14 protein-coding genes and 1 pseudogene are annotated in these 19,635 nt (G+C 65.9%); 12 read left to right on the top strand and 3 right to left on the bottom strand.

Translation table 11 applies throughout. From position 1 onward, the window contains the following. Window positions 1–8 precede the first annotated feature (8 nt). From nuoG to BN118_RS12145, 12 genes and pseudogenes are all read left to right on the top strand, one after another. Window positions 9–2,336, top strand: a complete 2,328-nt coding sequence (nuoG, locus tag BN118_RS12200; protein ID WP_010930036.1) for an NADH-quinone oxidoreductase subunit NuoG — start codon at window positions 9–11, stop codon at window positions 2,334–2,336. Next, a complete protein-coding gene (gene nuoH, locus BN118_RS12195) occupies window positions 2,336–3,409 on the top strand; it encodes an NADH-quinone oxidoreductase subunit NuoH (RefSeq protein ID WP_003813926.1) in 1,074 nt (357 codons plus the stop codon). Before nuoG ends, nuoH begins: the two co-directional genes overlap by 1 nt. A gap of 21 nt (window positions 3,410–3,430) precedes the next feature. Then, window positions 3,431–3,919 (top strand): NADH-quinone oxidoreductase subunit NuoI, encoded by a 489-nt coding sequence (gene nuoI / locus BN118_RS12190; RefSeq protein WP_003813924.1) that lies wholly within the window; start codon window positions 3,431–3,433, stop codon window positions 3,917–3,919. A 17-nt stretch (window positions 3,920–3,936) separates the two neighbouring features. Continuing rightward, on the top strand, window positions 3,937–4,584 hold the full coding sequence (locus BN118_RS12185) for an NADH-quinone oxidoreductase subunit J (RefSeq protein ID WP_003813921.1): 648 nt from the start codon (window positions 3,937–3,939) through the stop codon (window positions 4,582–4,584). Next, entirely contained in the window at window positions 4,581–4,889 is a 309-nt protein-coding gene (nuoK, locus tag BN118_RS12180) for an NADH-quinone oxidoreductase subunit NuoK (protein WP_003813920.1), read from the top strand. Before BN118_RS12185 ends, nuoK begins: the two co-directional genes overlap by 4 nt. A gap of 17 nt (window positions 4,890–4,906) precedes the next feature. Then, window positions 4,907–6,919, top strand: a complete 2,013-nt coding sequence (gene nuoL / locus BN118_RS12175) for an NADH-quinone oxidoreductase subunit L (RefSeq protein ID WP_014905893.1) — start codon at window positions 4,907–4,909, stop codon at window positions 6,917–6,919. Then, window positions 6,916–8,418, top strand: a complete 1,503-nt coding sequence (locus tag BN118_RS12170) for an NADH-quinone oxidoreductase subunit M (protein WP_019247436.1) — start codon at window positions 6,916–6,918, stop codon at window positions 8,416–8,418. Before nuoL ends, BN118_RS12170 begins: the two co-directional genes overlap by 4 nt. Window positions 8,419–8,428: 10 nt before the next feature. Beyond that, window positions 8,429–9,913 (top strand): NADH-quinone oxidoreductase subunit NuoN, encoded by a 1,485-nt coding sequence (nuoN, locus tag BN118_RS12165; RefSeq protein ID WP_003813916.1) that lies wholly within the window; start codon window positions 8,429–8,431, stop codon window positions 9,911–9,913. A 16-nt stretch (window positions 9,914–9,929) separates the two neighbouring features. Continuing rightward, window positions 9,930–10,259: a DUF2818 family protein gene (locus BN118_RS12160; RefSeq protein ID WP_003813915.1), complete on the top strand. Its 330-nt coding sequence runs from the start codon at window positions 9,930–9,932 to the stop codon at window positions 10,257–10,259. A gap of 300 nt (window positions 10,260–10,559) precedes the next feature. Further along, window positions 10,560–12,790, top strand: a pseudogene (locus BN118_RS12155) (TonB-dependent receptor). Between the two features lie 211 nt (window positions 12,791–13,001). Next, on the top strand, window positions 13,002–15,272 hold the full coding sequence (locus BN118_RS12150) for a TonB-dependent receptor (RefSeq protein ID WP_003813909.1): 2,271 nt from the start codon (window positions 13,002–13,004) through the stop codon (window positions 15,270–15,272). A 112-nt stretch (window positions 15,273–15,384) separates the two neighbouring features. Continuing rightward, window positions 15,385–15,903, top strand: coding sequence for a GNAT family N-acetyltransferase (locus BN118_RS12145; RefSeq protein WP_010930041.1), 519 nt, complete (start codon window positions 15,385–15,387; stop codon window positions 15,901–15,903). Window positions 15,904–15,912: 9 nt separating this feature from the next. On the opposite strand, the gene BN118_RS12140 is transcribed toward BN118_RS12145, so the two are convergent. From BN118_RS12140 to BN118_RS12130, 3 genes are read right to left on the bottom strand one after another with little or no spacing between them, the layout of a single operon-like run. Then, window positions 15,913–16,689: an SDR family oxidoreductase gene (locus BN118_RS12140; protein ID WP_010930042.1), complete on the bottom strand. Its 777-nt coding sequence runs from the start codon at window positions 16,687–16,689 to the stop codon at window positions 15,913–15,915. Further along, window positions 16,686–18,476, bottom strand: coding sequence for an acetolactate synthase catalytic subunit (locus BN118_RS12135; protein WP_003813904.1), 1,791 nt, complete (start codon window positions 18,474–18,476; stop codon window positions 16,686–16,688). Before BN118_RS12135 ends, BN118_RS12140 begins: the two co-directional genes overlap by 4 nt. A 59-nt stretch (window positions 18,477–18,535) precedes the next feature. Next, window positions 18,536–19,516, bottom strand: a complete 981-nt coding sequence (locus BN118_RS12130; RefSeq protein WP_014905892.1) for a Bug family tripartite tricarboxylate transporter substrate binding protein — start codon at window positions 19,514–19,516, stop codon at window positions 18,536–18,538. Between the last annotated feature and the right edge of the window lie 119 nt (window positions 19,517–19,635).

Here is a 19,635-nt window from a genome sequence, read left to right as displayed (position 1 = left end):
GAACAGCAATGGTTGAACTAACCGTCGACGGCAATCAAGTCGAAGTGCCCGAAGGCAGCATGGTGATGCATGCGGCCCAGAAGCTCGGGCTGTACGTGCCGCATTTCTGCTACCACAAGAAGCTGTCCATCGCGGCCAACTGCCGCATGTGCCTGGTGGAAGTGGAGAAGGCGCCCAAGGCGCTACCCGCCTGCGCAACGCCCGTGACCAACGGCATGGTGGTGCACACCTGCTCCGAGAAGGCCAAGGCCGCGCAGAAATCGGTGATGGAGTTTCTGCTCATCAATCACCCGCTCGACTGCCCCATCTGTGACCAGGGCGGCGAGTGCCAGCTGCAGGATCTCGCGGTCGGCTATGGCGGCTCGTCGTCGCGCTACAAGGAAGAAAAGCGCGTCGTCTTCCACAAGGACCTCGGCCCGCTGGTGTCGGCCGAGGAAATGGCCCGCTGCATCCACTGCACCCGCTGCGTGCGCTTCGGCCAGGAAATCGCCGGCGTGATGGAGCTGGGCATGCTCAACCGCGGCGAGCATGCCGAGATCACGTCGTTCGTCGGCCGTTCGATCGAGTCCGAGCTGTCGGGCAACATGATCGACCTGTGTCCGGTGGGCGCGCTGACGTCCAAGCCGTTCCGCTACTCGGCGCGCACCTGGGAACTGGCCCGCCGCCGCAGCGTCAGCCCGCATGACAGCATGGGCGCCAACCTGGTGGTCCAGGTCAAGGGCGACTGCGCGCTGCGCGTGGTGCCGTTCGAGAACGAAGCGCTCAACGAGTGCTGGATCAGCGACCGCGACCGCTTCTCCTATGAAGGCCTCAATAGCGACGACCGCCTGGCCGCGCCCATGATCAAGGGCGCCGACGGCAAGTGGCAGGAAGCCTCGTGGGCCGACGCCCTGCAGGCGGTGGCCCAGGGCCTGTCGCGCGTGCGCGAAAGTTTCGGCGCCGGCCAGATCGGCGCGCTGGCTTCCGAGTACGCCACCACTGAAGAGTTCTCCCTGCTGGGCCGCCTGGTGCGCGCCCTGGGTTCCGAGAACATCGACTTCCGCCTGCGCCAGACCGACGCCGGCTTCGACGCGGCCCTGAGCGGCGCGCCGTGGCTGGGCATGCCGGTCGCCGAACTGGACAACCTCGACCGCGTCCTGGTGATTGGTTCGTTCCTGCGCAAGGACCACCCCCTGATGGCGCAACGCCTGCGCCAGGCCGCCAAGCGCGGCACGCAGGTGCTGCTGCTCGACGCCGCCGCCGACGATCCCCTGATGCCGGTCGCCGGCCGCCTGACGGTTGCGCCGTCCGGGCTGGCAAGCGCCCTGGCCGAAGTGGCCGTGGCGCTGGCGCAGGCCAAGGGCCAGGCCGTGCCGGCCGAGTTCGCCGCCGTGGCGGCCGGAGAGGGCGCCAAGCAGATCGCCGCCAGCCTGGCCTCGGGCAGCAATGCTGCGGTGCTGCTGGGCAACATGGCCGTCAACGCGCCGCAGGCCGCCACGCTGGCGGCCAACGCGCAGGCCGTGGCGCAACTGGCCGGCGCGAAGCTGGGCTTCCTGACCGCCGGCGGCAATACCGTGGGCGGTTACCTGGCTGGCGCCGTGCCGGGCAAGGGCGGCAAGAATGCCGCCGCCATGCTGGCCGACCCGCTCAAGGCCTACATCGTGCTGCACGCCGAGCCCTCGCTGGACGCCGACAACGCGCCGCAAGCGCTGGCCGCGCTGCGCGGCGCGCAGTTCGCCGTCGCGCTGACTCCGTATCGTTCGGCGGCCCAGGGCTGGGCCGACGTCATGCTGCCGGTCGCGCCGTTCACCGAGACCTCGGGCACCTTTGTCAACGCGCAAGGCCAGCCGCAGAGCTTCAAGGGCACGGTCGCGCCGTTCGGTCAGACGCGTCCGGCCTGGAAAGTGCTGCGCGTGCTGGGCAACGTGCTGCACCTGGCGGGCTTTGACGAGGAAACCTCCGAAACCGTGCGTGACGCGGCGCTGGCGGGCGGCGTGGAAGCGCGCCTGTCCAACGCCATCAGCGCCCCGCTGGGCCTGGGCCAGCCGCTCGATGCGCTGGAGCGCGTGGCTGATGTGCCGATCTATCGCACCGACGCCATCGTGCGCCGCTCCGAACCGCTGCAGGCCGCTCCGGCTTCGCGCGCGCCCAAGGCGCGCATGAATGGCCGCACCCTGGCCAGCCTGGGCGTGAGCGCGGGCGACAAGGTGCGCGTAAGCGGCGCGGCGGGGGCCATCGAGCTCGAAGCCGCCCTGGACGAGGCCGTGGCCGACCGCGCCGTGCGCGTGGCCGCCGCCTTTGAGCAAACCGCCGCCCTCGGCGGTGCCTTCGGTCAAATCAGCGTGGAGCGTGTCTGATGGAATGGCTTAATGTTCTCGAAAGCCACGGTCAGGCACTGCTGGGCCCCGTGGCGTGGATGGTGGTCTGGTCGCTCGTCAAGATCGTCGTGATCGCCGTGCCCATCATTCTGTGCGTGGCGTACCTGACGTACTGGGAGCGCAAGATGATCGGCGCGATGCACGTGCGCCTGGGGCCGACCCGGGTCGGCTTCAAGGGCCTGCTGCAGCCGTTCGCCGACGTGTTCAAGCTGCTGACCAAGGAAGTGGTGGTGCCCAGCGCCGCCAACAAGGTGCTGTTCGTGGTGGCGCCCGTGGTGACGCTGATGCCGGCGCTGGCCGCCTGGGCCGTCGTGCCGTTCGGCCCCGAGGTGGTGCTGGCCAACGTCAACGCCGGACTGCTGTACATCATGGCGATCACCTCGATCGGCGTGTATGGCGTGATCGTGGCCGGCTGGGCCTCGAACTCCAAGTACGCCTTCCTGGGCGCGCTGCGCGCCTCGGCGCAGATGGTGTCGTACGAGCTGGCCATCGGCTTCGTGCTGGTCAGCGTGCTGCTGGTGTCGGGCAGCCTGAACATGAGCGAAATCGTGCTGGGGCAGGGCCGTGGCTGGTTCGCCGAGCGTGGCCTGACGTTCCTGTCCTGGAACTGGCTGCCGCTGTTGCCGCTGTTCATCATCTACGTGATTTCGGCCGTGGCCGAAACCAACCGCCACCCGTTCGACGTGGTCGAGGGCGAGTCCGAAATCGTGGCCGGCCACATGGTCGAGTACTCGGGCATGGCCTTCGCGCTGTTCTTCCTGGGTGAATACGCCAACATGATCCTGCTGTCGTGCATGGCCGCGATCATGTTCCTGGGCGGCTGGATGTCGCCGATCGACATCGCGCCGCTGAACTGGATTCCGGGCTGGATCTGGCTGGGCATCAAGACCTTCTGCGTGGTTTCGATGTTCGTGTGGTTCCGCGCGTCGTTCCCGCGCTACCGCTACGACCAGATCATGCGCTTGGGTTGGAAGATCTTCATCCCGCTGACCGGCGTGTGGCTGGTCGTCTTGGCGATCTGGATGCAGACGCCCTGGAACATTTGGCGCTGATGCGTCAGGCTGAGGCTGGAAATGGAAGCGATCAAGGATTTTTTCGGTAGCCTGCTGCTGACCGAGTTGTTCAAGGGCTTGCGCCTGACGGGCAAGTATTTTTTCAAGCGCAAGGTCACCCTGCGCTACCCGATGGAAAAGACGCCGACCTCGGCACGCTTTCGCGGGTTGCATGCGCTGCGCCGCTATCCCAACGGGGAGGAGCGCTGCATCGCGTGCAAACTGTGCGAGGCGGTCTGCCCGGCGCTGGCCATCACCATCGAATCGGAGCAGCGCGACGACGGCACCCGCCGTACCACGCGCTACGACATCGATCTCACCAAGTGCATTTTCTGCGGTTTCTGTGAAGAGAGCTGCCCGGTGGACTCGATCGTGGAAACCCACATCCACGAGTACCACGGCGAGAAGCGCGGCGATCTTTACTTCACCAAGGACATGCTGCTTGCCGTCGGCGACCGCTACGAAGCCGAAATCGCCCGCCGTCGGGCCGAAGACGCGCCTTACCGTTGATCGCCAGGGTCTGATCCATGACATTTACTACCGTCCTGTTCTACATACTGGCTTTCGTCCTGGTGATCGCCGCTTTCCGCGTGATCACGGCGCGCAGCCCCGTCACCGCCGTCCTGCACCTGATCCTGGCGTTTGCCAACGCCGCCATGATCTGGATGCTGCTGGGCGCGGAGTTCCTGGCGCTGTTGCTGGTGCTGGTCTACGTCGGCGCCGTGATGGTGCTGTTCCTGTTCGTCGTGATGATGCTCGATATCCGCATCGACAGCCTGCGCGACGGGCTCAAGACCTATCTGCCGCTGGGCCTGGTCATCGGCGTGGTGCTGGTGCTGGAAATGGCCTTCGTGCTGGGCTCCACCTGGTATGGCGCCGGCCCGCAGGCCCCTGTCGCCGGCGACTACAACAACGCCCGCGCGCTGGGCGAAGTCATGTACACCCAGTACGTCTACGCCATCGAAGTGGGCGCGGCGCTGCTGCTGGTAGGCATGGTGGCGGCCATCGCGCTGACCCTGCGCCGCCGTCGCGACGCCAAGTACAACGACCCGGTCGCCGCCGTGCGCGTGCGCGCGAAAGACCGCTTCCGCATGGTGAAGATGACCGCGCAGAGCGACCGTGCCCAGGCTCGCGTGGCCTCGCCGTCCGCGGATGCCCAAGGAGAACAACAATGACGCTGACGCTGGCCCACTACCTGATCCTGGGGGCGATTCTCTTCGCCATCGGCATCTTCGGCATCTTCCTCAACCGCCGTAACCTGATCATTCTGCTGATGTCCATCGAGCTGGTGCTCCTGGCCGTCAACATGAACTTCGTGGCGTTCTCGAGCTGGTTCGGCGACATCGCCGGCCAGGTGTTCGTGTTCTTCATCCTGACCGTCGCGGCCGCCGAGGCCGCCATCGGCCTGGCGATCCTGGTACTGCTGTTCCGCAACCTGAACACGATCAACGTTGACGAACTCGATCGCCTCAAGGGCTGACGGGGTATTGGAAGAAAATGTCTAGCTCACCCAATCTCTACTTGCTCATCGCGCTGGCTCCGCTGGTCGGCGCGATTCTCGCCGGCCAGTTCGGCACCGGATTCCTGGGCCGTCCCATCGGCCGCCGCGGCTCGCACGTCATCACCATCCTGGGCGTGCTCATCTCCACCATCGGCTCGTTCGTGGTGCTGGGCGACGTGCTCGACGGCCATACCTACGACGGCACGGTCTATACCTGGAGCCTGATCGGCCAGACCAAGCTGGAAATCGGTTTCCTGATCGATCCGCTGTCGGCCATGATGATGGTCGTGGTGACCTCGGTCTCGCTGATGGTGCACATCTACACCATCGGCTACATGGCCGACGATCCGGGCTACCAGCGCTTCTTCGCCTACATCTCGCTGTTCACGTTCTCCATGCTGATGCTGGTGATGTCGAACAACATGGTGCAGCTGTTCTTCGGCTGGGAAGCCGTGGGCCTGGTGTCCTATCTGCTGATCGGCTTCTGGTACACCCGCCCGACCGCGATCTTCGCCAACATGAAGGCGTTCCTGATCAACCGGGTCGGCGACTTCGGCTTCGTGCTGGGCATCGGCCTGCTGTTCGCGTACGCCGGCACCATGCATTACGCCGACGTGTTCGCCCAGGCCGACAAGCTGGCCGGCGAAACCCTGCCGGGCACCGACTGGATGCTGCTGACGGTCGCCTGCATCTGCCTGTTCATCGGCGCGATGGGCAAGTCGGCCCAGGTGCCGCTGCATGCCTGGCTGCCGGATTCGATGGAAGGCCCGACGCCGATTTCCGCCCTGATCCACGCCGCCACCATGGTGACGGCGGGCATCTTCATGGTGGCGCGCTTTTCGCCGCTGTTCGAGCTGTCGGACACCGCGCTGTCGTTCGTCATCGTGATCGGCGCCATCGGCGCGCTGTTCCTGGGCATCCTGGGCATCATCCAGAACGACATCAAGCGCGTCGTGGCGTACTCGACGCTGTCGCAACTGGGCTACATGACCGTCGCGCTGGGCGCCTCGGCCTACTCGGTGGCGATCTTCCACCTGATGACCCACGCTTTCTTCAAGGCGCTGCTGTTCCTGGGCGCGGGCTCGGTCATCATCGGCATGCACCATGACCAGGACATCCGCAACATGGGCGGCCTGCGCAAGTACATGCCCATTACCTGGATCACCTTCCTGCTGGGCACGCTGGCGCTGGTCGGCACGCCGTTCTTCTCCGGTTTCTACTCGAAGGAACACATCATCGAGGCCGCGGGCGCGGCCAACGTGTGGGGCGCCAGCTTCGCCTATTACTCGACGCTGATCGGCGTGTTCGTCACCTCGCTGTACTCGTTCCGCGTATATTTCCTGGTGTTCCACGGCAAGGAGCGTTTCGACGCCCATGGCCACGGCCACCATGGCGACGCGCACCATGACGACCACGGCCATCACGGCGGCACGCCGCACGAGTCGCCGTGGGTGGTGACGCTGCCGCTGGTGCTGCTGGCCATCCCGTCGGTGCTGATCGGCGCCTGGGTGGTCGAACCCATGCTGTTCGGCAAGTTCTTCGACGGCGTGATCAAGGTGCTGCCGCAGCATCCGGCCATGGCCGAGCTGGGCCACGAGTGGCACGGCTGGGTGGCCTTCGGCCTGCACTCCGTGCAGACCGTGCCGTTCTGGCTGGTGGTCGCCGGCGCCGTCATCGCCTGGTACTGCTACCTGATCAATCCGAGGATGCCGGCCGCGATCCAGTCCACCTTCTCGGGCGTGTACAAGCTGCTCGAGAACAAGTACTACGTCGACTGGATCAACGAGCAGATCATCGCCCGTGGCGCGCGGTGCCTGGGCTACGGCCTGTGGCAGACCGGCGACCGCGGCATCATCGACGGCGTGCTCGTCAACGGCAGCGCCCGCGTGGTGGGCTGGGTGGCCGCGATCAGCCGCCATCTGCAGTCCGGCTTCATCTATCACTACGCGTTCGCGATGATCATCGGCATCATGGCGCTGGTAACTTTCTTTGTGCTGATTCCCCAATGATGGCAAGCGACATGGCATCCAACAACTTCCCCTGGCTTACGCTTGCGATCTTTGTTCCGATCGTATTCGGTCTGCTGGTGCTGGCGCTGGGCCGCGACGACCGTCCCGGCCTGACGCGGGGCTTGTCGCTGATCGGCGCGCTGGCGGGCTTCCTGGTCACGATTCCCCTCTATACGGGTTTCGAAGCCGGTACGGCGCAGATGCAGTTCGTCGAGAAGGCGTCCTGGATCGAGGCCTTCAACGTCAACTACCATCTCGGCATCGACGGCATCTCGCTGTGGTTCGTGCTGCTGACGGCCTTCATCACTATCATCGTGGTGGGCGCCGGCTGGCAGGTGATCACCAGCCGCGTGGCGCAGTACATGGCCGCCTTCCTGATCCTGTCGGGCCTGATGGTGGGCGTGTTCGCCGCGCTCGACGGCATGCTGTTCTACGTGTTCTTCGAAGCGACCCTGATCCCGATGTACATCATCATCGGCGTGTGGGGCGGACCCAACCGCGTGTACGCGGCGTTCAAGTTCTTCCTGTACACGCTGCTGGGCTCGCTGCTGACGCTGGTGGCCTTCGTCTACCTGTGGAACGTGTCGGGCGGTTCGTTCGACATCCAGACCTGGCACCAGACCAAGCTGGGCTACACGCCGCAGGTGCTGATCTTCGTCGCGCTGCTGGCCGCCTTCGCGGTCAAGGTGCCGATGTGGCCGGTGCATACCTGGCTGCCCGACGCGCACGTCGAGGCGCCGACGGGCGGTTCGGTCGTGCTGGCCGCCATCATGCTCAAGCTGGGCGCCTACGGTTTCCTGCGCTTTTCGCTGCCGATCGCGCCCGACGCCTCGCACGGCCTGGCCGGCCTGATGATCGCGCTGTCGCTGATCGCGGTCATCTACATCGGCCTGGTCGCCATCGTCCAGGATGACATGAAGAAGCTGGTTGCCTATTCGTCGGTGGCCCACATGGGCTTCGTGACGCTGGGCTTTTTCATCTTCAACACGGCCGGCCTCGAAGGGGCCATCGTGCAGATGATTTCGCACGGGTTCGTTTCGGGCGCCATGTTCCTGTGCATTGGCGTGCTGTACGACCGCATGCACTCGCGCCGCATCGCCGACTACGGCGGCGTGGTCAACGTCATGCCCCGCTTCGTCACGTTCTTCGTGCTGTTTTCGATGGCCAACAGCGGCCTGCCGGCCACCAGCGGTTTCGTGGGCGAGTTCCTGGTCATCATGGGCGCGGTCGAGTACAACTTCTGGATCGGCCTGCTGACCGCCACCGCGCTGATCCTGGGCGCGTCGTATTCGCTGTGGATGCTCAAGCGCGTTGCCTTCGGCGACATCGGCAACGACCGCGTGCGCGAAATGACGGACCTCAGCGGCCGGGAATTCCTGATTCTCGGCGTCATGGCGATCGCCGTGTTGTTCATGGGGATCTACCCCAAGCCCTTTACCGACGTGATGCACGTTTCGGTCGAGGCCCTGCTGCAACACGTGGCTGTCTCGAAACTGTAAGACCTGGACAATGATGCAATCCCATCTCGATTTTGCCCTGGCGACCCCGGAGATCCTGCTGCTGGTTCTCGGGCTGGCCATCCTGCTCATCGACGCGGTCAGTTCCCATCCTGAACGCAAGACCACGTTCGTCCTGACGCTGGCCACGCTGGCGGCGCTGACCGTGGTGTCCCTGCTGCAATGGCGCGACGGCGTCGAAGGCCAGACCTTCAATGGCCTGTACGTGACCGACAGCCTGGCGCACCTGCTCAAGGTCGCCTCGTACATCGCAGTCGCCGCGACCCTGGTGTATGGCCGCATCTATGCGCAGCAGCGCGACATGATGCAGCGCGGCGGCGAGCTCTACGTGCTGACGCTGTTCGCCTTGCTCGGCCAGATGGTCATGATCTCGGCCGGCAACCTGATCAGCATCTACCTCGGCCTGGAACTGATGTCGCTGGCGCTGTACGCGCTGATCGCGCTGCGCCGCGAAGACAAGGTCGCCACCGAAGCCGCCATGAAGTACTTCGTGCTGGGCGCGCTGGCGTCGGGCTTCCTGCTGTACGGCATGTCGATGGTGTATGGCGCCACCGGCCACCTCGACCTGGCGAAGATCGCCGAGGTCATCGCCTCCGGCCAGGCCAAGCAGCTGCCGCTGGTGTTCGGCGTGGTGTTCCTGGTTTCCGGGCTGGCCTTCAAGCTGGGCGCCGTGCCGTTCCATATGTGGCTGCCCGACGTCTACCAGGGTTCGCCCACGGCGGTGACGCTGATCCTGGGCGCCGCGCCCAAGCTGGCGGCCTTCGCCATCACGCTGCGCCTGCTGGTCGACGGCCTGCACGGGCTGGCGGCCGATTGGCAGCCAATGCTCATGATCCTGGCCGTGCTGTCGCTGGCGATCGGCAACCTGACCGCCATCGTCCAGACCAACTTCAAGCGCATGCTGGCCTATTCGACCATCTCGCACACCGGCTTCGTGCTGCTGGGCCTGATGGCCGGCGTGGTCGACGGCAAGCCCGACGCGGCGGCCTCCGCCTATGGCGCGGCCCTGTTCTACATGCTGACCTACGTGCTGACCACGCTGGGCACCTTCGGCATCATCCTGCTGCTGGCGCGCCAGGGGTTCGAGTGCGAGCAGATCGACGACCTGAAGGGCTTGAACCGGCGCAATCCGTGGCACGCCGCCATCGTCTTGCTGCTGATGTTCTCGTTGGCCGGCATCCCGCCGCTGGTGGGCTTCTACGCCAAGCTGGCGGTGCTGCAGGCGCTGGTCGAGGCCGGCCACGTGGCGCTGGCGGTCGTCGCCGTGATGTTCTCGCTGATCGGCGCCTTCTACTACCTGCGCGTGGTCAAGGTCGTGTACTTCGACGATCCGGTCGACCAGCCCGCCGCCTTGGCGGTGACGGCCGGCCAGCGCAGCATCCTGTCGCTCAACGGCGCGCTGATCCTGGTGCTGGGCATTCTGCCGGGCGGCCTGATGGCGCTGTGCGTGCAGGTGATCCAGGCGTCGCTGGGCTGATGGCCGGGGCAGGAGCGTGAACCAGACCGCCGCCGTATGGCTGTTGATTGCGCTGGCCCTGGTCAGCGCCAATCTGCCGTTTCTCAGCGAGCGGGTGTTCGCGCTGCTGCCGTACAAGCGGGCCGGCGTTCATGCGCCCAAGCCTTTCTGGCTCAGACTGTGCGAAGTGCTGGTCTGGTACGCAGTGGTCGGGCTGCTCGGCTTCGCCTTCGAGGCGCAGCTGGGCAACCGCTTTGCGCAGGCCTGGGAGTTCTATGCCATTACGTTCAGCCTGTTCCTGGTCCTGGGCTATCCCGGCTTCGTGTACCGCTATCTCTACAAGAAGCGCCGCCCGGCCCGGGCTTGAATCCGCCGCGCCGCTTCAGCGATACCGCCTCCATGAGGCGGTTTTTTTTCGCCTACGCCGGCCAGTGTTCCGAGGGGCAGGTGTCGCTTGGATTTGCCACAGATGGCGTGGATGCTGAGAGATTTGTCCTGTCACCAAGGAAGGATCGAGGGTGGCGGCGGATAGGGACTATCTGGTTTTGGGGCGGCGCGGCCGATAGGGGGCCGCGCCGGCGGCAGTCGTCCGTAGCATGGCGTAGCGCCGTATCCGCTTGGCGGGTGGGCGTCGCATTCCATGTTTCGTTGACGATAGCGGATTCCCATGAAGTTCTACTCTTCCCATCCGATGCCCGAGTCGCTCGCGGCTGCGATCGCAGTGCCTCTGTTGGGCCTGCTGCCGGCGGCGCAGGCCGCGTCCACGGCGGTCCAGCTGCCATCCGTCACGGTCGAGGGCGAGTACTCGTCCTATCAACCGGAAAGCGCCCAGTCGCCCAAGTTCACCGCGCCCCTGGCGGACACGCCGCGCACGGTGCAGGTCATCCCTGAGCGGCTCATCCAGGACCAGGGGGCCAGCGACCTCGAAGCGGTACTGCGCAATGCGCCAGGGATATCGATGACCGCCGGCGAAGGCGGCCGTCCGGCCAGCGACCTGCCGTTCATCCGCGGCCAGAATTCGGCCAGCAGCCTTTTTGTCGACGGCCTGCGCGATCCCAGCACGCAATCGCGCGATACCTTCAACCTGGAACAGGTCGACGTCGTCAAGGGGCCCGATTCGGTATTTTCCGGGCGCGGCGGCGCCGGCGGAAGCATCAACCTCGTCACCAAGACGCCCAGGAACCAGGATTTCACCGAAGTCCAGGCCGGCATCGGGACGGCCGAGACCTACCGAGGCACCATAGACGGCAACTGGGTGCTGGGCGAGAACACGGCGCTGCGCCTCAACCTGCTGGGCACCAGGGACACCGTGCCGGGCCGCGACAAGGCGGTCGAGTTCAGCCGCGTGGGTATCGCGCCATCGCTGCGCCTGGGCCTGAGCGGCCCCACCCGCGTGACGCTGGGCCTGTACCACTATCGCCACCGGCGGGTTCCCGATTATTCGATTCCGTACGATCCGCGCACCGGCACGCCGATCACCGAGACCATCGGCGTCAGCCGCCGCAACTTCTACGGCCTGGTGCGGCGCGACTCCGGCGATACCGAGGACTACGCCGCCACCGTCAAATGGGAGCACGACCTCGCCAATGGCTTCAAGGTGGAGAACCTGGCGCGCTACTCGCGTGCCACGGTGGAGCAGATCACCACCATGCCCGAACTGAAAACCGCCGATCTGGCCAAGGGGCTGGTGTACCGCAATCTGCGCGCCAGCTACCAGGTCAACGACAGTTTCGCCAACCGCACCGACCTGCGCGGTACATTCGACACGGGGCAGTGGCGCCATACCTTCGATCTGGGCGGGGAGTTCGCCACCAGCCGGCGCAGTCGCGACCGCTACAAGCAAGAAATCCCCGACGCCGCCAGTCCTTGCTCGCCCGTGACGGACGGCAACAATCCCGCCCTGTGCGCCTCGCTCCGGGATCCGGATCCGCACGTGGATTTCCCGGGAACGGTGCGGCGCAACCATAACCCGGCCCGCTACCACACCGACATCCTGTCCCTGTACGGTTTCGACACCATCGCCTTCGACGAGCAGTGGCAGCTGAATCTCGGCCTGCGCTGGGACCACTACAAGACCAGCGGACGCAACCTGCCGGTACGAGGCGCCAAGCCGCCCGTCTACGAGCGTGCCGCGCGCACCGACAACCTGTTCAACTACCAGCTCGGCCTGGTCTACAAGCCTCGTCCGGACGGCTCGGTGTATGCGAGTTACGGCACGGCGTCCACGCCGTCGGCCGTGTCCGACTACGCCCCGGCGGACAGCATCTCCGGCACAAGCCAGCAGCTCAAGCCGGAGCGCAGCGAGGCGATCGAGATCGGGACCAAGTGGCAGGTGCTGGACCGGCGGCTGCTGGTGACGGGCGCCATGTTCCGCGAGACGCGCAAGAACACCAGCATCGAAGTCGCCGAAGGCCTGCGCGCACCAGCCGGCAAGAGCCGCGTCACCGGCATGGAGCTGGGCGTGGCGGGCAGCCTGACGCCGCGCTGGGACGTCTACGGCGGCTACGCGCTGCTCGACAGCAAGCTGGTCAGGGCCAGCCATAAGAGCGGGGCGCAAGGCCAGCCGCTGCCCAGCGCGCCCCGGCACGCATTCAGCATCTGGAGCACCTACAAGCTGCTGCCGGAACTGACCGTGGGGGCCGGCGCGTTCTATCGCAGCAAGGTCTATGGCAACGCAGATGCCGGCTACAACAAGGACGGCACGCCCAAGGCGGCTGGGTGCCGGCGTACTGGCGCTTCGACGCCATGGCGGCGTACCAGCTTAACAAGCACCTTACGGCCCAGTTGAACGTCTACAACCTGCTCGACAAGACCTATTACGCCAAGACCTACCGCAGCCATTACGCGGCGCTGGGCCCGGGGCGGTCCGCCATGCTGACGTTCAAGCTGAGCTACTGATCCGGGCTGCAACCCCGCCGTTCCGACGGCCTCCCGCAAGGGGGCCGTTTTTCATTTCCGGCTGGATTTTCCCTGTCCGAATGGGGGCTCGGAGCGCGGAAAGGGCTGTGGCAGAAATGTGACACCATAGGAATATTCAGGTTTGGGTCAGGTAAACAGACGAGAATCGCAGTCGATTTAAAGAACAAGAATCGTTGTTATTCAGATTTTTATGGAGAAGCCGTTGAAATCCCTGGACTCGTATTCAGCGAGCACGCTCGCCAACTCGCTGGCCGCCGCCATTGCGGTGCCGGCCCTGTGCCTGATGCCCGGTGCTCAGGCACAGACCAGCGCGGGCGTTACCCAATTGGCGCCGGTGCAGGTAGAGGGCGAAGCGTCCCCCTATCAGGCCACCACCGTCCAGTCGTCCAAGATGACGGCGCCCTTGCTGGATACGCCCAGGACCGTGCAGGTCGTGCCGCAGCAGGTCATCCAGGACCAGGCCGCCACCAATCTGCAGGACGTGCTGCGCAACTCGCCGGGCATCACCATGGGCGCCGGCGAGGGCGGGCGCGCCGGCGGCGACCTGCCCATCATCCGGGGCCAGAATGCGGCGGGCAGCATCTTCGTCGACGGCGTGCGCGACCCCAGCACCCAGATACGCGATACGTTCAACCTGGAGCAGGTCGAGATCATCAAGGGGCCTGATTCGGTCTACTCCGGCCGCGGCGGAGCCGGCGGCAGCATCAACCTGGTCAGCAAGACGCCGAAGGCGCGCGACTTCGCCGAGGGCTCGGTGCAGATCGGCACCGACAGCAATTACCGCGCCACCGCCGACGGCAACTGGCTGCTGGGCGACAACGCCGCCTTCCGCCTGAACCTGATGGGCAACAAGGGCGACGTGCCGGGCCGCGACCATGCGGTCGATTTCAGCCGCTGGGGCGTGGCGCCCACCCTGCAACTGGGCGTGGGCACGCCCACCCGCATCACCCTGGGGTACTACCACTACCAGGATGACAGCATGCCCGATTACGCGATCCCGTACGATCCGAAGTCGGGGCAGCCGGTCACCGAGACCCAGGGCGTCAGCCGCAAGAATTTCTACGGGCTGACCGGCCGCGACTTCATGAAGTCGCGCGACGACGTGGCCACGCTGGCCATCGATCACGATTTCAGCAGCAAGCTGCGCCTGCGCAACGTCACCCGCTACGGGCGCTCGGTGACCGACTACGCCGCCACCAATCCGGATGACAGCAAGGGCAACGTGCCCAACGGGCTGGTGTACCGGGCGCTGAAGGCGGGCTACTACACCAACAAGACGTTCACCAACCAGACCGACCTGAGCGGCGAATTCGAGACGGGCAGCCTGCAGCACTCGTTCGACGTGGGCTTCGAGTACAGCAACATCAAGCAGGACAAGGACTCGTATACCCAGACTATCGCCAAGGGCGCGATGCCTTGCAAGGTGGGCGCCAACGATGCCAGCAATCCGGCCTTGTGCACCTCGCTGTGGGATCCGGATCCGCATGACTATTATCCCGGCCACCTGTCGCGCAACGACAACCCGGCCCGCTATTCCACCGACACGATCGCGCTCTACGGCTTCGACACGATCAAGTTCAACGAGCAATGGCAGGCCAGCGTCGGACTGCGTTGGGACAATTACCGCGTAAGCGGCAGCAATATCGCCCGCGGCCGCAACGATCCCGCCAGCACGCCGGCGTTCTACAGCACCAGCCGCGAAGACAATCTGTTCAATTACCAGCTGGGCCTGGCCTACAAGCCGGTGCCCAACGGCACGATCTACGCCTCGTATGGCACCTCGTCGACGCCGTCGGCCGTCGCCGGCTCGAACGTGAGCGACGCCGTGACGGTGAGCAACGAGTCGCTGGCGCCGGAGAAAAGCCGCACCGTCGAGGTCGGCACCAAGTGGCAATTGTTCGACGACCGCCTGACCCTGTCGGGCGCGTTGTTCCAGGACATCCGCAAGAACACCAGCGTGGCCGTGTCGGCGACCGAAACGGAGCAGATCGGCAAGGCCAAGGTGCGCGGCATCGAACTGGGCTTCTCGGGCAGCATCACGCCCAAGTGGAACGTCTACGGCGGCTATACCTTCATGGACAGCGAACTGGTCGAGGGCGCCTACAACAGCGGCGCGGTGGGCCAGGACCTGCCCAACACGCCGCGCAATGCCTTCAGCCTGTGGACCACCTACAAGCTGGTGCCTCAGCTGACCGTGGGCGGCGGCGCCTATTACGTGGACAAGGTATATGGCAACGCGGACAACGGTCGCAATGCCGACGGCACGCCGAAGGCGCGCTGGGTACCGTCGTACTGGCGCTTCGACGCCATGGCCGCGTACGAGTTCAACGACCACCTGACCGCGCAGCTCAACGTGATGAACATCTTCGACAAGACGTACTACACCAAGGCCTACGCGGCGCACTACGCGGCGCTGGGCACGGGCCGCGCCGCGGTGCTGTCGTTCAATATCAAGTATTGAGCGCAGCCGCGCAGCAGGGAAAACCGGCGCATTGCGCCGGTTTTTTTTTGGCATGGCGCGGAAATGCTCTACGATTTCAGGTGTTTGCCATCGAGCCACCCGGGCGGAAGACATGACGAATATGCGGCAAGTGCTGAAAACAGACCGGCTGGTGCTGGAGCCGCAATCGATGGCCCGCTTCGATCAATGGTTCGCGATGGAGCGGCAGCGCGATGAAGCCGGGCATCGCGATCTCACCGAGGACCAGGCATGGTTGCGCCTTTGCGCGCGGCAGGGAATGTGGGACGCGTACGCTTGCGGCTTCTACTACCTGTTGGATCCGGTCAGCGGCGAGATGCGCGGCGAGGCCGGTTTCCAATTCCGGCGCCGCGGCTTCGGGCCCGGTTTCGACAACCATCCGGAGGCCGCCTGGGCCGTCGCCAGCGCCCATCAGGGCAGGGGACTGGCGGCGGAGGCAATGCAGGCGCTTCTCGCGCACCATGATCGATCAAGCGGACGCCAGCGCGTGGTGGCGTTGATAGCGCGTTCGAACCTTCCCTCGCTGCGCCTGGCCGAGCGGCTTGGCTTTCGCGGGTATTCCGACGTGGCGTTCGATGGTGCAGCGCATCTGCTGCTGGAACGGGCGGGCTGAGCGGGCGGGTCACAGCCCCCGTCCGCCGGTCACCGGCAAGGTTTCGCCGGTGATGAAGCCGGCCTGCTCGGACAGCAGGAACAGCACGGCGTCGGCGATGTCGGCAGGCTGGCCCAGGCGCCGCAGCGGGGTGCTTGCGCGGATCGTCTCGTTGAACTCGCCGCCGGCCACCGAGGCCATCGCGGTCTCGATGCGTCCTGGGGCGACGCAGTTGATGCGGATGCCGAATTCGGCCACTTCGCCGGCGGCCTGCCGGGTCAGGCCGACGACTGCGTTCTTGGCGGTGGCGTATGACGCGCCGGCAATCGAGGAATAGCGCAGGCCCGCCAGCGAGGCGATGTTCACGACCGCCCCGGCGCGCCGTTCGACCATCCCCGGCAACACCGCGCGCAGCGCGAAAAAGTAGCCGCAAAGATTGACCTGGATGACGCGCTGCCACTCCTCGGGCGGGGTTTCCCAGATCATGCGCTTGCGGCCGTCCGGCTGCTTGGGCGAGATGCCCGCGTTATTGACCAGCAGATCGAAGGCGCCGAAGCCATCCTGCATCGATGCGATCGACGCCACGACGGATGCGCATCCCATGTCGTGCACGATAGTCGCCGCTTCCGCGCCCAGCTGGCGCACCATCGCCGCCGTTTCGTCGGCGGCCGCATGGTCGGCATCCAGCACGCAGACATGGGCGCCGTCCTTGGCCAGCGCCAGGGCGATGGCGCGGCCTATGCCGGCACCCGCGCCCGTCACGAGCGCCCGCTTGCCGCGGAACCGGGGCTGTTCGCGCGGCGTCATGGCGTCTCGCCGCCGAGGGGCCGGAGCTGGGATTCGAACGCCGATATCGGCGGAAAGGCCGAGGGCTCGGTTTTCACGTCGATCACGAACGGGACCGGGCTGCGTTCGGCCGCCGCCATGGCTTGCCGCAGCGAAGCGGCGTCGCTCACGCTGGCGCCATCGCAGCCGCATGCCTTGGCGATCGCGACGTGATCGATGGCGCCGAAGTGGCAAACGTCGGTATGGGTGCCGAAACGGCTTTCTTCGGCGTTGATCTGGAACCCGAGCACGCCGTTGTTGAGCACCACGATCGTGAGGGGCACCTCGTGCCGGCGAGCCGTTTCCAGTTCGGCCCAGCAGTGGGCGAAGCCGCCGTCGCCGGTCAGGCAAATCACGCGGGCGCCGGGCCGGGCGATCTTGGCGCCGATCGCCATCGGGACGCCCCATCCCAGGCCGGCGATGCCACGCGGCGTGACGAATCGCGTTCCCGCCTCGGTGCAAGGGATGAACTGGGCAAGCCAGATGGACGAGTAGCTGGCATCGGCGACCCAGATGATGTCGCCATGGCTTGCACGCAACTCCGCCATGATCCGTTCCGGCCGCATGGGCGAGGCGTCGCTCTGCGCGTAGGGCGCGAGTTCGGCGCGGTGGGCCTGGCGGCAGGCTTCGAATGCCGGCGCCAGCTCGGCCATTCTGCGCGCCGCAACGGCCTGGCCGCGCCCCTGCAGGGCATCGCCAAGCGCCTGCAGCGTGGCGGCGGCGTCGCCGGCAAAGCGCATGGCCCCGTAATTGCGGCCGACTTCCTCGCTGTCGATGTCGATCTGGGCATATTGCGCCTGCTCGGGAAACAGCGACCACGACGCCGTGCCGTTCTCGTTGGTGCGGGTGCCGACGAACAGCACGAAGTCGGCGCTTCGGACGTAATCCATGAAATGCTTGGCCGGACTGCGCGTGCCCATGGCGTTGCCGATCACCCCCAGGGAGAGCGGATGCGTTTCGTCGATCGCGCCCTTGCCCATATTGGTGGTGGCCACGGGCAGGCCGGCCAGGGACTGCAGCCGGGCCAGGGCGTCGCAGGCGCCCGAAAGATGGACGCCGCCTCCAGCCACGACCAGGGGCCGCTTCGCGTCAAGCAGGCGCTGGGCAAGCTGCGCCAGGCGGCCTGCCACCGGAACCGTCCGGTCCAGCGGGAAGCGGCCCAGCGGCTCGTCGCTGTCCTGCGCCACCGGCCGCGCCTGCGGGCAGGCCGTGGTCAGGACGTCCTGCGATACCAGCAGCACCACCGGACCGGGCCGGCCGGATGTCGCGATACGTATCGCGCGCTCGGTGTACTCCGCGGCGCGTTCGGCCACGTCGATCCGGCGTACCCATTTCGCGCAGGACGCGAACAGCTGGACGTGGTCGAGCTCCTGGAATGCGTTCTTGTCCGCGTTGGCGCGCGGCACCTCCTGCACGATGGCCAGGATGGGCACGGACGCCTTGGTCGCCTCGGAGAAGCCGGCGACCAGCAAGGCCGCGGCCGGGCCGTTCTGCGCCGTGATCACGGTCAGCTGGCGTCCGACGCGAGCCGCGCCGTCGGCCATCGCCGCGCCCGCGTTCTCCGTCCGGTAGCCGATCTGGCGGATACCGATCGCATCGGCGGCCAGGAACAGGGCCGTCGGACAGCTTTGGCCGAAGATCTGGGCGACGCCCGCGGCCTTCAGCACGTCGGCGATCGCGTTGGCGGCCTGGTAGGCGCTCAGATCCTGGCGCGCCCAGCTGCCGGTGCTGGTGCGCGCGCCGGGTGGTGATTCAGTGTGTGCTTGCATGGGGTTTCATCTGGTGTGGATAGCTGGGAGGCTGGCCAGGCGGCGGCGTGCGGCGGCTGCTACAGCTTCGATGGCGGCAGATTGATCTTCTTGACGACCTCGGCCCACTTGGCGATTTCCGCGCGCATGAAACTGTCCAGCGCGGCGGATGTGCCGCCGGTCGGCTCCAGTCCCGCGGCGGAGAACTGCGCCAATACGTCTTGGGACTTCAGGCCCTTGTTGGCCGCGGCGTTGAGCGTTTGCACGATCGCGGCCGGCGTGTTCTTCGGCGCGTACAGCGCGACCCACGAGGCCGACGCGAACCCGGGGACGGCTTCGGCCACGGTAGGCAGTTCCGGCACCAGCGCCGAACGTTGCGGACCCGTCACGGCCAGGGCGCGCAGGCTGCCAGCCTTGACCTGCGGCAGCGACGAGGGCATGTTGTCGAACATCAGCTGGACATGGCCGCCGATCAGGTCGGTCAGCGCGGGAGCGCTGCCCTTGTAGGGCACATGTTGGATATCGGTCCCGGTCATCAGCTTGAAGAGCTCCAGCGTCAGGTGCAGCGAGCCGCCAGTGCCGGTGGACGCATAGGATTCCTTGCCCGGGTTGGCTTTCAGGTGCGCGATCAGGCCCTGGACGTCCCGCACCGGGGACGATGGGTTGACGACCACCAGCAGCGGGCTGGATGCCACGGCGGCGATCGGTTCGAAACTGCCGGTCGCGCTGTACGGCAGGTTGGCGTAGGTGCTGGGGTTCGTTCCATGGGTCGCGCTGGTGCCGATCAACAGCGTGTAGTCGTCGGCGGGCGCTCGCGCCACATAATCCGAGCCGATGATGCCGCCCGCGCCTGCGCGGTTCTCCACGATCACCGACTGTTTCAGCTCCTCGCTCATGGCGCGCGCCAGGCCGCGCGCGGCGATATCGGTAATTCCTCCGGGCGGATAGGGCACTACCAGCCTGATCGGCTTGGTCGGATAGGCGTCGGCGTGTGCGGCGCCAAGCACCCCCAAAGTCAGCACGCCCGTGGCGAGGGAAATGAGTACTCGGTGCAATAGCATGTTGCTGCGTCTCCGGAAGGCGATGTTGATACGCCTGTTATCGATGGTTGGCCTGAAGGCGACGCCATTACACCCGTAAATGTTTGATTCGTATAATCTATTCTGTTTATAGTTAATTC

The organism is Bordetella pertussis 18323 (genome assembly GCF_000306945.1).
Lineage (GTDB): Bacteria > Pseudomonadota > Gammaproteobacteria > Burkholderiales > Burkholderiaceae_B > Bordetella > Bordetella pertussis.
The sequence above is the reverse complement of the archived record's forward strand: the minus strand, read 5'-3'. Positions and strand labels throughout refer to the sequence as shown.